This window comes from Streptomyces sp. CB01373 (assembly GCF_002803075.1).
Lineage (GTDB): Bacteria > Actinomycetota > Actinomycetes > Streptomycetales > Streptomycetaceae > Streptomyces.
In genome coordinates, this window is record NZ_NNBK01000014.1 from 13,930 (window position 1) to 29,678 (window position 15,749).

At 72.7% G+C, this 15,749-nt stretch carries 13 protein-coding genes; 4 read left to right on the forward strand and 9 right to left on the reverse strand.

Features of this window, described 5'->3' with window-relative positions:
• Window positions 1-94: 94 nt before the first annotated feature.
• A complete protein-coding gene (gene argF / locus CG719_RS23090; protein WP_100570590.1) occupies window positions 95-1,102 on the reverse strand; it encodes an ornithine carbamoyltransferase in 1,008 nt (335 codons plus the stop codon).
• Window positions 1,103-1,240: 138 nt separating this feature from the next.
• Here argF and CG719_RS23095 point away from each other — a divergent pair, with 138 nt between their 5' ends.
• Genes CG719_RS23095 through CG719_RS23110 form a run of 4 tightly spaced genes read left to right on the forward strand, consistent with a single transcriptional unit; the run spans window position 1,241 to window position 7,457 of the window.
• Window positions 1,241-1,684: a pyridoxamine 5'-phosphate oxidase family protein gene (locus tag CG719_RS23095; protein ID WP_234375722.1), complete on the forward strand. Its 444-nt coding sequence runs from the start codon at window positions 1,241-1,243 to the stop codon at window positions 1,682-1,684.
• Window positions 1,685-1,732: 48 nt separating this feature from the next.
• Window positions 1,733-4,924 (forward strand): amino acid adenylation domain-containing SDR family oxidoreductase, encoded by a 3,192-nt coding sequence (locus CG719_RS23100; protein ID WP_100570592.1) that lies wholly within the window; start codon window positions 1,733-1,735, stop codon window positions 4,922-4,924.
• Window positions 4,925-4,971: 47 nt separating this feature from the next.
• Window positions 4,972-6,195 (forward strand): cytochrome P450, encoded by a 1,224-nt coding sequence (locus tag CG719_RS37180; protein WP_100570593.1) that lies wholly within the window; start codon window positions 4,972-4,974, stop codon window positions 6,193-6,195.
• 32 nt (window positions 6,196-6,227) lie between these two features.
• Window positions 6,228-7,457 (forward strand): cytochrome P450, encoded by a 1,230-nt coding sequence (locus CG719_RS23110; RefSeq protein ID WP_100570594.1) that lies wholly within the window; start codon window positions 6,228-6,230, stop codon window positions 7,455-7,457.
• 9 nt (window positions 7,458-7,466) lie between these two features.
• On the opposite strand, the gene CG719_RS23115 is transcribed toward CG719_RS23110, so the two are convergent.
• The 8 genes from CG719_RS23115 to CG719_RS23150 form a co-directional block, all read right to left on the reverse strand.
• Window positions 7,467-9,113 (reverse strand): amidohydrolase, encoded by a 1,647-nt coding sequence (locus tag CG719_RS23115; RefSeq protein WP_100570595.1) that lies wholly within the window; start codon window positions 9,111-9,113, stop codon window positions 7,467-7,469.
• Window positions 9,110-9,490, reverse strand: a complete 381-nt coding sequence (locus CG719_RS23120) for a cupin domain-containing protein (RefSeq protein WP_199836748.1) — start codon at window positions 9,488-9,490, stop codon at window positions 9,110-9,112. The genes CG719_RS23115 and CG719_RS23120 overlap by 4 nt, the downstream gene beginning before the upstream one ends.
• A gap of 16 nt (window positions 9,491-9,506) precedes the next feature.
• Window positions 9,507-10,910: an NAD(P)/FAD-dependent oxidoreductase gene (locus tag CG719_RS23125; protein ID WP_100570596.1), complete on the reverse strand. Its 1,404-nt coding sequence runs from the start codon at window positions 10,908-10,910 to the stop codon at window positions 9,507-9,509.
• Window positions 10,907-12,079: an ABC transporter ATP-binding protein gene (locus tag CG719_RS23130; protein ID WP_100570597.1), complete on the reverse strand. Its 1,173-nt coding sequence runs from the start codon at window positions 12,077-12,079 to the stop codon at window positions 10,907-10,909. Before CG719_RS23130 ends, CG719_RS23125 begins: the two co-directional genes overlap by 4 nt.
• Window positions 12,069-12,860, reverse strand: a complete 792-nt coding sequence (locus tag CG719_RS23135; RefSeq protein WP_100570598.1) for an ABC transporter permease — start codon at window positions 12,858-12,860, stop codon at window positions 12,069-12,071. Before CG719_RS23135 ends, CG719_RS23130 begins: the two co-directional genes overlap by 11 nt.
• The gene (locus tag CG719_RS23140; RefSeq protein ID WP_100570599.1) at window positions 12,857-13,735 is read right to left on the reverse strand and encodes an ABC transporter permease; all 879 of its coding nucleotides are present in this window, start codon (window positions 13,733-13,735) and stop codon (window positions 12,857-12,859) included. Before CG719_RS23140 ends, CG719_RS23135 begins: the two co-directional genes overlap by 4 nt.
• Before the next feature lie 3 nt (window positions 13,736-13,738).
• Window positions 13,739-14,836 carry an ABC transporter substrate-binding protein gene (locus CG719_RS23145; RefSeq protein ID WP_100570600.1) on the reverse strand — a complete coding sequence of 366 codons (1,098 nt, stop codon included), beginning with the start codon at window positions 14,834-14,836 and terminating at the stop codon, window positions 13,739-13,741.
• A 198-nt stretch (window positions 14,837-15,034) separates the two neighbouring features.
• A complete protein-coding gene (locus CG719_RS23150; RefSeq protein WP_100570601.1) occupies window positions 15,035-15,637 on the reverse strand; it encodes a helix-turn-helix domain-containing protein in 603 nt (200 codons plus the stop codon).
• Window positions 15,638-15,749 lie beyond the last annotated feature (112 nt).

Here is a 15,749-nt window from a genome sequence, read left to right on the forward strand (position 1 = left end):
GGCGGCCTCGGGGTGTCCCCCGTTTGTGCGGGGGGAGGTCGCGTGGCGGCGGCGGAAGGGGTGGCTCCGGGCCGCGGGTCTGACGGACGGCCGGTCAGGCCAGGGTGGCGACCATGATCGCCTTGATGGTGTGCAGCCGGTTCTCCGCCTCGTCGAAGACGACCGAGTGGGCCGACTCGAAGACCTCGTCGGTGACCTCCAGCGAGGTGCGGCCGTGCCGCTCGTAAATCTCGCGGCCGACCTCGGTACCGAGGTCGTGGAAGGCGGGCAGGCAGTGCAGGAACCGCACGTCCGGGTTGCCGGTGGCGCGCAGCACGTCCATCGTCACGGCGTACGGGGCCAGGGCCTCGATCCGCTCGTCCCAGGCCTCCTTGGGCTCCCCCATGGAGACCCAGACGTCGGTGGCGACGAAGTCGGCGCCACGCACGCCCTCCTCCAGTGACTCGGTGAGGGTGACGCGCGCGCCGCTGGAGGCGGCCAGTTCGCGGGCCCGGTCGACGACCGCCTGGGCGGGCCAGTAGCTCTTGGGGGCGACGAGCCGTACGTCCATGCCGAGCAGGGCGCCGGTGACCAGGTAGGAGTTGCCCATGTTGAAGCGGGCGTCGCCGAGGTAGGCGAAGACGGTCTCGCTCAGCGGCTTGGCGCAGTGCTCGGTCATGGTGAGCACGTCGGCGAGCATCTGGGTGGGGTGCCAGTCGTCGGTGAGCCCGTTGTAGACGGGGACGCCGGCGTGCGCGGCGAGTTCCTCGACGGTGTCCTGGCTGTCGCCCCGGTACTCGATCGCGTCGAACATCCGGCCGAGGACACGGGCGGTGTCCCTGACGGACTCCTTGTGCCCCATCTGGGATCCGGACGGGTCGAGATACGTCGTCGAGGCGCCCTGGTCGGCGGCGGCGACCTCGAAGGCGCAGCGGGTGCGCGTCGAGGTCTTCTCGAAGATCAGCGCGATGTTGCGGCCCCGCAGGTACGGCGTCTCGGTCCCGGCCCGCTTGGCGGCCTTCAGCTCGGCGGCCAGCCCGACCAGGCCGCGGAACTCCTCCTCGGTGAAGTCCAGCTCCTTGAGGAAGTGGCGGCCGGTGAGACCGGTCGGGACGTGCACCATCGGGGAGTCTCCTGGGGACGGCGGGCGGAATGCGGACTGTGGAAGTCTATACGATGTTCCACATTTCTATACAGAGTGCCGGGGTCCGGGATGCGAAGCGCCCGGGTCTGTTGAACTCTGGGAGTCATGGATCTCAGGATGTCGGTCGAAGACCGGGAAGAGTTCCTCGCCGGCCTCCACGTGGGAATCCTGGGGGTCGACGATCCTCGTGACGGCGGTGGGCCGCTGCTGGTCCCGCTCTGGTACTCCTACCGTCCCGGCGGTCCGGTGACGATCGCGACCGGGCGGCAGTCGCTGAAGGCCCGCCTCATCCGTGACGCCGGGAGGTTCAGCCTCTGCGCGCAGGACGAGTCGGCCCCGTATCGGTATGTGAGCGTGGAGGGGCCGGTCGTGGGCGTCGAGGATCCGCTGCCCGCGGCCGAGCAGGAGGCGCTGGCCCACCGGTACCTGGACGCGGAGACCGCGGCGGCCTACCTGGCGGCCAACCAGGAGCAGCTGGTCGACGACATCCTCATCCGCATGCGGCCCGAGAGATGGAGAACGGCCGACTTCTCCGCCTTCGCCGCGGAGTTCGAGTCGTAGTTCTCCGTGCGGCGGGCGGTTCACGTGCAGCACAGACGGGACATCCCGATGGTCACTGACAGCAGGACGCTTCCGGTGGCGCCGGCGTGGAACGCGGGAACGGTGTGGTACCCGCGCGATCGCTGTCTGCATGAGCTGTTCGACGCCCGGGCCGCGCTGCGCCCACGGGCGACCGCCTCCGTCCAGCACGGCCGCAGCATGAGCTACGGCGAGCTGAAGGACCGCTCCGACGCGCTGGCCGCCCGGCTGCTCGGCTCCGGGGTGCGGCGCGGCGACGGGGTCGGCGTGTGCGGGGGCCGGTCCCTGGAGGCGCTGGTCGCCTTTCTGGGCATCCTCAAGGCCGGTGCGGCCTACGTCCCGCTCGACGACGCCTCGCCGCCCGGACGGCTCCAGGCGATGGCGGAGGACGCCGGGGTGCACACCGTGGTGACGCTGCCCGGCAGTGTCTGCCGGATCCGGCGGGTGCGTACGCGCATCGCCCTGAACGGGTCGGCGCCGAGCGCCCCGGTCGCGCTCCCGCGGACCGGGGCACGTTCCGGGGACTGCGCCTATGTGATGTTCACCTCCGGCTCGACCGGCCGTCCCAAACCCGTGGCGGTCCCGCACTGCGGCGTGGTCCGGCTGGCCGCCTCCGATCTGGTGTGGCAGCGGCCGCGGCCCGGTGAGCGGGTGCTGCACGCCTACGGCCTCTCCTCGGACGCCTCCACGATCGAGATCTGGTCCGCGCTGCTCGCCGGGGCCTGCGTGGTGATCGCCGACCAGGAGGAGCTGCTGTCCCCGGCCGCCCTGGAGTCCCGGCTGCTGTCCGAGCGGGTCAGCGTCGCCTACCTGACCACCGGGGTGTTCCACCACATCGGGCGCACCAGGCCGTCGGCGCTGCGGTCGCTGCGGTTCGCCTCGGCCGGCGGCGAGGCGATGGACCCGGAGCTGGCCCGCGCGATCCTGGCGGCCTGCCCGGACACCACCGTGGTCAACTTCTACGGTCCGACCGAGAACAGCGTGGTCTCCACCGCGCACCTGGTGGACGGCCTGCCGCCCGAGGCGACGGCGGTGCCGATCGGGCGGCCGCTGGAGAACTCCACCTGCTACGTGGTGCGGGCGGACGGCACGCTCGCGGACGCCGGTGAGGAGGGCGAACTCCTCGTCGGCGGGGACGGGCTCGCGCTGGGATACCTCGGCGACCCCGAGCTGACCGCCGAGCGCTTCGTCGACAACCGCTTCGAGCCCGGTACGCGGCTCTACCGCACCGGCGACCGGGTGGTGCGGCGCGCGGACGGCGTCCTGGAGTACCGGGCGCGGGTCGACCGGCAGATCAAACTGCGCGGGCACCGCATCGAGCCGGACGAGATAGAGGCGCGGCTGCGTGCTGACGACACGGTGGGCGAGGCCGTCGTGGAACTGGAGGGCGACAGCCTGATCGGGTACGTGACACCGGCCCGGCCCGGCATGGCGCTGCCGCTTGACCGTATCCGCGGCGGCCTCACGGCCTGGCTGCCCGCGGCGGCGGTGCCCGCGCGGCTGGTGGAGGTGGGGCGGTTCCCGGTGACCGCGGGCGGCAAGGTGGACCGGCGCCGGCTGCGCCTGCAGGCGGCGCCGGACACGGCCCCGAGGTCGGCTGCGGGCACGGCACCGTACAAGGCCCCCGAGACGACAGCCCCGGGGGCGACGGCCACGGGCACGGGGATGGGCGCGGGGACAGGCACGGAGACGGCCACCGCACCGGCGGGTCCCGGGCACGGTCCGGGTCCGGCTCCGGTTTCGGACCCAGGCCCGCAGGAGACGGTCGCGCGGGTGTGGCAGGTGGTGCTGGGCGTGCGCCCGGCGCCCGGGGACGGCTTCTTCGACATCGGCGGCGACTCCCTGCTGGCGGCCGAGGTCGTCACCCGCACCCTGGCCGCCTTCGGCCTCGACGCCCGGTACGGCCGCACCCTGGTCCACAGCCTGCTGCGCTCCCCCACCCTGGAGGACTTCACCGCCGCCGTCGCCACCCTCACCTCCGTCGAGGGCCGGCGGGCCCGGGCGGCCCCCGAGGCCCACGCCGTGGACTTCCGCGCCGAGTCGCGGCTCGGCTTCGCCCTGCCGTCGCCGCGCGGTCCCGAACCGGACTGGCGGCACCCCGGGGAGGTGCTGCTGACCGGAGCCTCCGGTTTCGTCGGCGCCTTCCTGCTTGACCGGCTGCTGCGACGCACCGGCGCCCGGGTGCACTGCCCGGTGCGCGCCCGCGACGCCGCGCACGCCCGGCGGAAGGTGATGCGGAACCTGGCCCGCTTCGGCCTCGCCGGCGCGGAGGCGGCCGACCGCGTCGTGTGCTTCCCCGCCGACCTCGCCGAGCCCGGCCTCGGTATGGAACCGGGCCGCGCCGAGGAGCTGGCCGGCACCCTCGACCTGGTGCTGCACGCCGCCGCACAGGTCAACTTCCTCTACCCGTACGAGGCGTTGCGCCGCGCCAACGTGGAAGGCACCCGGCAGCTCGTAGGACTGGCGGCCGAACGGGCCGTGCCCGTGCACTTCTTCTCCACCATCGCGGTGCTCGCCGGCTTCGGCACCGCGGGCGTGCGGCACGTGGACGAGGACCTGCCGCTCGACCACGCCGACCGGCTCACCATGGGCTACGCCGAGAGCAAGTGGGTGGCCGAGGAGGTGCTGCGGGACGCCGCCGGCCAGGGCCTGCCGGTGGCGGTCCACCGGCCGTACGAGATCACCGGCGACCGGCGCACCGGCGCGTGCAACACCGACACGGCGATCTGCTCGCTGTTCAAGACGATCACCGAGACCGGGCTGGCCCCCGACATCCCGCTGCCGCTGGACTTCGTCCCGGTGGACTTCCTCACCGAGGCGGTGGTGCACATCGCCACCGGGCACCGCACCACCCACCGGACCTACCACATGACCAACCCCCGCCCGGCGAGCCTGCGCGACATGCTGGACCGGATGGACGCGAGCGGCCACCGGATCCGGCGGCTTCCCTACGAGGAGTGGGTGGACGACCTCGTCCGCCATGTCGCGCGGCACCCCACGAGTCCCACCGCCCCGTTCGTCTCCTTGTGCGTGGACCGCTGCAAGCAGGCGGACATGTCCGTCAAGGAGATGTACTTCGAGGGCACCTTCCCGTCCGTGGGGCGGGACAACATCGAACGCGACCTGGCCGGTACGGGCCTGAGCTGCCCGCCCGTCGACGCGGATCTGCTGGACCGCTACCTGGAGTACTTCTACGCCACCGGCTACATCGAGCGCCCGTAGCCGGCGCCGGTGGCCGGACTCCCTCAGCCCACGCCGAAGGAGCCAGCATGACCCCACAGTCACCCGGCGCGCCGGCGCCGGGCCCCGAGGCGGACGTCCTGGACTTCCCGCTGCCGCCGCCCGGCACCATGGGGCCGCCCGAGACGTGCGCGCGGCTGCGCGAGAGCCGTCCCGTGACCAGGGTCGGGCTGCTGATGGACGCGACCGCCTGGTACGTCACCCGGTACGAGGACGTCCGGGCGCTGCTCGCCGACCCCCGGCTGATCAGGCCGACCATCAACGACTGGCCGCCGCGTCCCGGACCGGCCGCCGACGACGGGCCGGGCCTGGTCACCATGGCGGAGCTGGACGGCCCCCGGCACCTGGCCCTGCGCAGGTCCGTGGCCCCGGCGTTCAGCGCGGGGGCCGTCCGGGACCGGCTGCCCCGCATCCAGGCGCTCGCCGACCGGCTGCTGGAGGAGTTCGCGGCGGGCGGCCCTCCCGGCGACCTGGTGGCCGCATTCACCGAGCCGTTCCCGCTGCTCGTGCTGTGCGACCTGGTGGGCATCCCCTGGCAGGACCGGGACTGGTTCCTGCCGGTCCTGGACGCCGCCCTCGGCGGCATGGTGACCGCCGAGGAGGGACGCAGGGTCACCGGCCTGCTGCACGCGTACGTGGCCGAGCTGATCGCGCGGAAGCGGAGCCGGCCCGGCGACGACGTCCTGACCCTGCTGGTCCGCGAGACCGAGGACGGGACGCTGACCGACGACGAGGTCACGGCGTTCGGGCTGTCCATGCTCACCGTCGGCTTCGGCATCAGCGGCTTCTTCCTGGCCGGCTCGGTGCACACCCTGCTGCGCCGGCCGGACCAGTGGGCCCGCCTGCGCGACCACCGCGACCTCATGCCCGGCGCGGTGGAGGAACTCCTGCGGTACATGCCGGTGATGAACGGCACCGTGCTGCTGCTCGCCACCGAGGACGTCGAGGTGGGCGGGCAGACCGTCCGCGCGGGCGACGCCGTCATCCCCGTGCTGGCCTCCGCCAACCGCGACGAGAGCGCGTTCGCCGACGCCGGCCGGCTCGACCTGTGCCGCGCGGACAACCCCCACCTCGCCTTCGGCCGGGGAACCCACAACTGCGTCGGCGCGCATCTGGCGCGCGCCGAACTGACCGTGGGAATCGAGGCGTTGCTCGACCGCTTCCCGGGGCTGCGTCCGGCCCGGAGTCGACAGCCCCTCTGGGACGACCAGTCCGTCACCAAGTCACCGCTGACCCTCCCGGTCGGCTGGTGAGCCCATCCGCAGGCACCAGGGGAGGTCCACCCGTGAACACCACGCCGGAACCCGCCGTCGACGTGCCCGACGTGTCCGTCGTGCCCGTCATCGAGCTGCCCCTGCCGCCGCCGGGCACCATGGGCCCGCCCAAGGAGTACCAACGGCTGCGCCAGGAGTGCCCGCTGGCCAGGGTCAGGCTGCCGATCGGCGCCACCGCCTGGTACGCCACCCGCTACGACGACGTCAAGGAACTCGTCGCCGACGCCCGGCTGATCAGGCCGAGCATCACCGACTGGCCGCCCCGCCCCGGCCATGCCCCCGGCGACGAGCCGGGCCTGGTCACGATGATGGAGCTGGAGGGCCCCCGGCACGCCGCGCTGCGCCGGGCCCTGAGCGAGCCGTTCAGCGTCCGGTCCGTGCGGAGCGGGATGCCGCGCATCCGGCGGTCGGCCGACCGGCTGCTCGACCCGTTCGTCGCCGGCGACCAGCCCGGCGACCTGGTCGTCCGGTTCATCGAGCCCTTCCCCGTCATGGTGATGTGCGATCTCGTCGGCATCCCCTACGAGGACAGCGACTACTTCCTGCCCAGGGCGGACGCCGCGCTCGGCGCCATCCTCACCCTGGAGGAGGGCCGCGAGGCCACCTCGCAACTGCGCGAGTACATCACCTCGTTGCTCGACCGAAAGCGGCGCGAGCCCGGCGACGACATGCTCACCCGGCTGGTCGGGGAGTGCGATCGCGGCGCTCTGGACCACGAGAGCGCGGTGAACTTCGGGCTGTCCATGCTGGTCGCCGGCTACCGCACGAGCACCATGTTCCTGGCCGACGCGGTGCTGACCCTGCTGAGCGTGCCCGGCGCGTACGCGCGTCTGCGCGACCACCGCGCCCTGCTGCCGGGCGCGGTGGAGGAACTCCTGCGCTATGTGCCGGTGATGAACGGCGTCGTCGTCCTCCAGGCCGTCGAGGACATCGAGTTGCACGGCCGGACGATCCGCGCGGGCGACGCCGTGCTGCCCGTGCTCGCGGCGGCCAACCGCGACGAGAGCGTGTTCACCGACCCCGACGGGCTCGACCTGTGCCGCGCGGACAACCCCCATCTCACCTTCGGCCGCGGGGCGCACAACTGCATCGGCTCCCATCTGGCCCGGGCGCAGATGACCGTGTGCCTGGAGGCGCTGTTCGACCGGCTCCCGGACCTGCGCCTGGCCGAGGACCACCGCCCCATCTGGGAGGACGAGTCGCCGAGCAAGTCGCCGCTCACCCTCCCCGTCAACTGGTGAGCCGGCCGCTCACGCGGTGTGGACCGCCTCCCCCGCGACCAGGGTGAGCACGGCGCGGGTGCCGGCCACGCCGGTGTCCGCGGCGAACAGGTCCCGGTCGAGTACGGCGAGGTCGGCCGCCATGCCCTCGCGCAGCAGGCCGACTTCGTCGTCGTTGCCGTTCACCCAGGCCGAACCGGCCGTGTACGCGCGCAGGATGTCGGTCAGCTCCAGCCGTTCGTGCGGCACGAACGGGCGGTCGGCGCCCGGCCATCCGGTGTGCGCCGAACCGGGCGGTTCGGTGCGGTGCACGGCGACGTGCATGGCCTGCCACGGGTCGGCCGTGGTGACCGGCCAGTCGCTCCCTCCGGCGAGCCGGGCGCCGCTGTCAAGCAGCCGGCGGAAGGGGTACTGCCGGCCGGCCCGCGCCTCGCCCAGCAGCGGGTTGGTCAGCTCGTCGGTCTGCTGGTGGTGGGTCGCCCACAGCGACTGGACGTTGGCCGTCACCCCGAGGGCGGCGAAGCGGGCGATGTCCGCGTCGTCGACCAACTGCACATGGGCGATGTGGTGGCGCCGCTCGCGGGCCCCGTTGGCAGCGGCCGCGGCCTCGACCGCGTCCAGGCACTCGCGCACCGCCCGGTCGCCGATCGCGTGGAAGTGCACCTGGAATCCGGCGGCGTCCAGGAGGGTCACCGCGTCGGCGAGCAGCGCGGCGGGCACGTTGGAGTGGCCGGCGTTGCCGGTGGCGCACCCGCAGGAGTCCAGGTACGGCTCCAGCAGGGCGCCGGTGCCGTTCTCCAGCACGCCGTCCTGCATCACCTTCACGGCGCCGGCCCGGAAGCGGCGGCCGGGCTCCCCGCGCCTCGCCACCAGGTCGTCGAGCTGCTCCAGGCCGCGGTCGCGGTCCCACCACAGGGCGCCGGTGACACGGGCCTTCAGCAGCCCCTCCGCGTCGGCCCGCCGGTAGGCGGCGAGCGTGTCGCCGGCCCCGCCGTAGGCGCCGACGATGGCGTCCTGCCAGCCGGTGATGCCGTACCGGAAGAGATGGGTCTGCGCGTGGCTCAGCGCGGCGAGCTGGTCCTCGGCGGTGTCCGGCGGGAGCAGCCGGGCCACCAGGTCCATGGCGCTCTCGTGCAGCACTCCGGTGGGCCGGCCGGCCGCGTCGCGCTCGATCCGCCCGGCCGGCGGGTCCGGGGTGGCCGCGTCGATCCCGGCGCGCGCCAGTGCCGCCGAGTTGACCCACGCGGAGTGGTGGTCGGCGTTGGGCAGGAACACCGGCCGGTCCGGTACGACGGCGTCCAGGGGCTCGCGGGTGGGCCAGCCGCCGGGGAAGCAGTCCATGCCCCAGCCGCCGCCGAGGATCCACGGCCGGCCGGGGTGGGCGGCCGCGTACTCCCGGACGGCCGTGAGGCAGCCCTCGGCGTCGGTGGCCCGGGTGAGGTCGCAGCGCAGCGCCTCGAGGGCGCCCCAGACCGGGTGGATGTGCGCGTCCTGGAGGCCGGGCACCACGGTCCGGCCGGCCAGGTCGAACGTCTCGGCCGGGCGGCCGGCGGCCCGGCGTACCTCGGCGTCGGTGCCGACGGCCGTGATCCGGCCGCCGGACACGGCGACGGCCGTGGCGTCGGGGCGCCGCGGGTCGCCGGTCCACACCCGGCCGCCGTGCAGGACGAGGGTCATGCGCCGGTCCCGTGGGTGCGCAGCACATACACCTTGCGCAGGGTCTCGTGGACCTGCCAGGTGCCGCGCCAGCCGGCCGGCATCGCGAGGGTGGCGCCGGGACGCAGCTCGACGTCCTCACCGCCCTCGGTGCGGACGGTGGCGGATCCGGTCAGCACCTGGCAGACCTCGTCGTAGCCCTCGCGGGTGGCGGTGAACTGGCCGGGGTCGCACTCCCAGACCCCGACCTCGGCCACCCCGTCGGGCGACTGCCACAGGGTGAGCGTGGTCTCCCGCTGGCCGGTGGTGCTGGTGGGCTTGGGCGCCATGGGGGGCAGGTCGGCGCTCGCCGGGTCGGCGAGGAAGGCGACGGCGAGTGCGGTGGTGTCGGTGTCCATGGGCTTACCGCTCCTTTCAGCGTCCGCTGATGACGTTGGCGACGCGTGCGATGACGGAGGTGCGCTCAAGACCGGAGTTCTCGTGCCGGTCGGCGGCGCGGTAGGCGACGTAGAGGCTGCGCACGCCGAGCCAGCGCAGCGGCTCCGGCTCCCAGCCGCGCACCTTGCGGCCCACCCACGGCAGCCGGGTGAGGTCGGTCTGCCGGCCGAGGATCAGGTCGCGCAGGGTGCGTCCGGCGAGGTTGGTGGTGGTCACGCCGTGCCCGACGTAGCCGCCGGCCCAGCCGATGCCGGTGTCCCGGTCCAGGTGGACGGTGGCGCACCAGTCGCGCGGCACGCCCAGCACTCCGGACCAGGTGTGGTCGATCGCGACGCCCTCGGTGGCCGGGAAGTGCTGCCGGAGGATGGCCAGGAGCTGCGCCTGGGTGGCGTCGCGGGTCTCGCCGCGCTGGTCGACGTGGGAGCCGAACTTGTACGGGATGCCTCGCCCGCCGATGGCGATGCGGCCGTCGGTGGTGCGCTGGATGTAGCAGTACGAGTTGGCCTCGTCCCCGATCAGCTCGGCGCCGCGCCAGCCGATCTCCTCCCACACGGAGGCGGGCAGCGGCTCGGTGACGATCATGCTGCTGTTCATCGGCAGCCAGACGCGGCGGTGGCCGCGCAGCTCGGCGGTGAACCCCTCCAGCGCCCGGATGACGTGCGACGCCCGGACGGTGCCGTGGGTGGTGACCGCCTCGCGCGGGCGGATCTCGGTGACCTCGGTGCCCTCGTAGATGGCGACGCCCATCCGCTCCACCACGTCGGCCAGGCCCCGGACCAGCTTGGCGGGCTGGATGCGGGCGCAGTGCGGGCTCCACTGGGCGTAGCGGGCGCCGGCCACGCGGACCCGCCGGGCGAGCTGGTCCGCGTCGAGTTCGACCAGGTCGTCCTCGCCCCAGCCCTCGGCGCGGAGCGTGGGCAGCCCTTCGCGCAGCCGCCGCTCCTGGGCGGCGTTGGTGGCGACGTGCAGCAGGCCGTCCTTCTGGATGTCGGCGTCGATGCCCTCCTCGGCGGCGACCCGGACGACCTCGTCGACGGAGGAGAACATCTCCCGCTGCAGGGCGACGGCCGGCTCGCGCCCGTGGGACTTGGCGTAGCGGCGCATCTGGCCGGGCGGTTCGGCGCTGAGCCAGCCGCCGTTGCGGCCGGAGGCGCCGAACCCGGCGAACTCCTTCTCCAGGACGGCGATCCTGAGGTCGGGCTGGGCCTTCTTGAGGTAGTAGGCGGTCCACAGGGAGGTGTAGCCGCCGCCGACGAGTGCGACGTCGACGTCCAGGTCGCCCGGCAGGGCGGGACGGCGGGCGGGGAGGCCGCTCTCCCGGAACCAGAAGGAGACGTCGCCGTTGACGAAGGTGGGGCTGGTGGCGGGAGTGGTGCTCATCGTCCGCTCTCTTCCGCGGCGGCGACCGGGATCCGGTCGCCCGAAGTGGATGGGTGGGTGGTGCCGGAGGGGTCGTCGAGCAGGACGCCTCGTTCGACGTCCCAGACCACGGTGACCTCGTCGCCGTGGCGGACGCCAGAGAGCCGGTCGGCCTGCTCGCGGGCGAGCAGCACGGTGCCGTCGGGCAGGGCGAGTTCGAGCTTGCGGCCGGAGCCCAGGTATATCTCCTGGGTGACTCGGGCGGGCAGCGCGTTGACGCCGGGGGCGACGGGCTCGGCGGCGGGCTGCACCCGCAGGTGCTCGGGCCGGACCACGACGGCGGCCGCGCCGCCGCCGGGCAGCCGGCCGGCGACGCGTACGGTGCGGTCGCCGACCCGCACGCGGGAGTCGTCGCCGTCCGCCTCGACGCGTCCCCGGACGGTGGAGGACTCGCCGAGGAACTCGGCCACGAAGAGGCTGCGGGGCCGTTCGTAGAGTTCGCTCGCGGTGCCGACCTGCTGGATGCCCCCGTCGTCGAAGACGGCGATGCGGTCCGACAGGACGAGTGCCTCCTCCTGGTCGTGGGTGACGAAGACGAAGGTGGAGCCGACCTCCTGGTGCACCCGCTTGATCTCCAGCTGGAGGGATTCGCGCAGCTTCTTGTCGAGCGCGCCGAGCGGCTCGTCCATCAGCAGCACGCTCGGCTCGTACACCACGGCGCGGGCCAGGGCGACGCGCTGCTGCTGCCCGCCGGACAGTTCGCGCGGCCTGCGGTGGCCGTAGCCGCCGAGCCGTACGGTCTCCAGGGCCGCCTCGACCATCGCGGCGCGGCGGGCCTTCGGCACCTTGCGCTGCTTGAGCGGGAAGGCGACGTTCTCCGCGACGGTCATGTGCGGGAAGAGCGCGTAGTGCTGGAAGACCATGCCGATGTCGCGCCGGTGCGGCGGCAGGTCCTGCATCTGCTTGCCGCCGATGGTCAGCGTGCCGGAGGTGGCGGCGGTGAACCCGGCGATGATGTTGAGGGTGGTGGTCTTGCCGGAGCCGCTGGGGCCCAGCAGGGTCATGAACTCGCCCGGTTCGATCACCAGGGAGACGTCGTCGACGGCGACGGAGTCCGCGTACTCCTTGCGCACCTGCGCCAGTTCGATACGGGCTCCGCGCGCCTTGATGAGGCTGGTCTCAGCGGACACGGTTCCTCCTGGCGGTGGCGAAGGTGGCGGCCAGTACGAGCACCGTGGTGAAGACGATGATCAGGGTGGCGGCCGCGGCGATGGTGGGGTCGGTGTCCCGGGTCACGCTGGCGAACATCCTGACCGGCAGGGTCTGCAGGTAGGGGCTCTGGATGAACAGCGAGACCACGACCTCGTCGAAGCTGGTGACGAAGGCGAACAGGGCACCGGAGACGACGCCCGGGGCGATCAGCGGCAGGGTCACCTGCCGGATGGCGCCCCACCGGGTGGCGCCGCAGATCAGTGCGGCGTCCTCCAGGCGCCGGTCGAAGCCGCGCAGGCTCGCCGTCACCGGGATGATCACGAATGGCAGGGCCAGCACGGTGTGGGCGGTGACGAAGCCGAGCAGGGTGCCCAGCAGGTTGTACTGGAGGAAGAGCGCGTACACACCGATGGCGACGACCACGGTCGGCACGATCATGGGGGCCAGCAGCAGCCCGTACGACGCCTTGACCCAGCGTGAGCCGGACCGGGTGAGCGCGATCGCGGCGGCGGTGCCCAGGGCGGTGGCCACCACCGCGACCAGGGCGCCGACCTGGATCGAGGAGAACAGCGCCTCGGTCCACCGGGGGTCGGTGAAGAAGTTGGTGTACCAGTGGGTGGACCAGCCGCTCGGCGGGAACACCAGGGACGCCTTGTCGGTGAAGCTCAGCGGGATCACCACGAGCGTCGGCGCGATGAGCCACAGGCCCACCAGCACGCTGAACGCCCACAGCGCGATCCGCGCGGGTGCGGTCCTCATCGGGCACCTCCCCGGCCGCGGGTGAGGCGCAGGACGACGCCGACCAGTCCCAGCAGGACCAGTGTCACCGCCAGCAGCACCACGCCCATCGCTCCGCCGCGGCCCCAGGCGAGCAGGCCGTTGACCTGGGTGAAGATCTGCTGCGAGATCAGCGCCTGGTCGGGCGAGCCGAGGAGCGCCGGGGTGACGTAGAAGCCGAGCGAGGTGATGAACACGGTCAGCGCGCCGGCGCCCACTCCGGGCAGCGACAGCGGCACGAACACCCGCAGGAACGCGATCGCGGGGCGCGCGCCCATGCCCTGCGCGGCGTCCAGGAGCCGGCGGTCGATGCCGCTCATCACGGCGTACAGCGGCAGCACCATGAACGGCATCAGCACCTGCGACATGCCGATCACCACGCCGGTGGGGGTGCGGATCAGCTGGAGCGGACCGAGACCCACGGTGCCGAGGATCTGGTTGACCACGCCGCTGTCCTGGAGCAGCACCACCCAGGCGAAGGTGCGCACCATCAGGCTGGTCCAGAACGGCAGCAGCACCAGCAGCGTGAGCCAGATCCGCGCCCGCGCGCCGACGACGGTCATCAGGTAGGCGTACGGGTAGGAGAGCACGAGGGTCACCAGGGTGACGACGGCGCCGACGGTCAGGGTGCGGACCAGTGTGGCGAGGGCGACGTCGCTGGTGAAGAACCAGGAGTAGTTGGCCGCACCGGGCGTCGGTTCGCTGACGCTGCGCCAGGCCATGAGGCCAAGCGGCACCAGGAAGAGCACGGCCAGCAGGACCAGCGAGGGGAGCAGCAGCCATCCCCACCGGCCGCCGGCGCCCTTGCGGGGCCGGCCGCCGGTGGCCGGGGAGGCGATCTCGATCAGGGCTGTCATGGGTTACCGCGCCAGCCAGTCGGACCACTTCTGGATGACCTGCTCCTGGTTCTTCGCCCACCAGTCGTTGTCGACCTGGAGCGCCTGCGCCTGCCGCTCGGGGGTGGTGGTCAGGTACTGCGTGGCGAGCGTGTCGAGCTTGGGCTTGGCGTCGGTGTTGATCGGCGAGTAGGAGGTCAGCTCGGTGAGCTTGGTCTGCTGGGCGGCGCCCAGGTAGTAGTTGATCAGCGCCATGGCGGCCTTGGGGTTCCTGGCACCGACGGGGACGGCGAGGGAGTCGGAGACCGGCAGGAACTGGTTCCACTGCGGGGCGAAGTGGGCGCCGTTCTTGACCGCCGAGTAGGCGCGGCCGGACCACACCATCGCCATGGAGACCTCACCGGACTCCAGCAGTTGCTGGGACCGGGCGCCGGTGTCCCAGAAGACCAGCGAGGAGCGGACGCTCGTCAGCTTCTTCAGGGCCCGGTCGACGTCCAGCGGGTACAGCTGGTCGGGAGCGACCCCGTCGGAGATCAGCGCCGCCTCCAGCGCTCCCGGGGCCGCGTCCGACGCGAAGCCGGGGATCGCGCGCTTGCCGGGGTACTTCTTGGTGTCGAGGAAGTCCGCCCAGTCCTTCGGCGGGTTGTCGCCGAACTTCTTCTTGTCGTACATCAGGACGACGCCGTAACTCATGGCCGGCACGGAGCACTTGTCCTCCGTGCCCTTGGGCAGCTTGGAGGTGTCGACGATGTCCTTGTCAAGCGGCATGAACATCTTGCCGCACTGGCGCTTGGCCCAGAGCGTGTCGGCGTCCACCACGTCCCACGTGACGTTCTTGGCGTCGACCTGGGCCTTGACCTTGGTGTAGTCGGTGGGCCCGTCGGAGAGGACCTTCGCCCCCGACTCGGTGGCGAACGGCTTGACGGCGGCGGCCTCCTGACCGTCCTGGTAGATGCCGCCGTAGGAGGTGAAGGTGAGGGTGACGCCGTCGAGCGCGCCCTTCTTCACCTGGCCGGCCACGGCCGGTCCTGGGCCGAGGTCGACGTCAGCGGCCGCCGGGCCGGTGCCGGCGCAGCCGGTGACGGTCAGCAGCAGGGCGCCGACGGCAGCGGCACACCCCATGATTTTGCGTGATATTCCGGGCATGACTGTCTCCAAGGAGGACGGCGAAGACGCAAGGGGACCGAGAGGGCACGGCGCGCGGGCGCACGGCGGCGGGGCGCGGCGGGGCACCGCGCGGGAAGGGCGCGGTGAGGAGGGGTGCGGCGTACGGGGCTCGGGAGTCGGATGCGGTGCGGGAAGGAGAGGGGAGCGGGGGAGTCAGTCCGGGGTCGGCGGGCTGATGATCCAGAGGATCTCGGCGGGGTCTTCGTGGTGGTTGACCACGCGGTGCGGCACCGAGGAGCGGTACTCGATGCTGTCGCCGGCCTCCAGGTCATGGGCCCGGCCGTCGAGCTCGACCCGTACGGCGCCGCTGATCACCAGGAGGATCTCCTGGGAGTCGCCATGGGTGTAGGCGTCGTCACCGGTGGAGGCCCCGGGGTCGAACTCGCCCGCGTAGACCTCCAGATGGCTGAGCGGGCGCTGCGAAATGAGTAATTTGCGACTCCCTGGAGCGGTGTGCAGCATCGGCCTGTCGGCCCTGCGCACCACCCTCGGACCGGGCCGGCCGTCCTGGTCGAACAGGTCGGCCACGGTCAGACCGAGCGAGTCGGCGATCCGCCGGAGCATGCCGATGGAGCAGTTCACCTGCCCGCGCTCCAGCTGGCTGAGGAACCCGGGGCTGGCCTGCGCCGCCTCCCCCAGGGCCCGCAGCGACATCCGCCGCATCATCCGGTACTCCCGGATGCGGCCCCCCAGCGCCGCGTCGGCGGCACTGTCGGTGTCACCACCGGAGGGTCCCGGCAACGAACGATCAGTCATGAGCGAACACCTGATACTTCTTGAGCGAACACTTTGTTCGCCGGGGTGATACGGACCGTACGCCGACGTGATCTGCGATACAAGACCCTCTTCCCGCCGTCACCGGAACGTG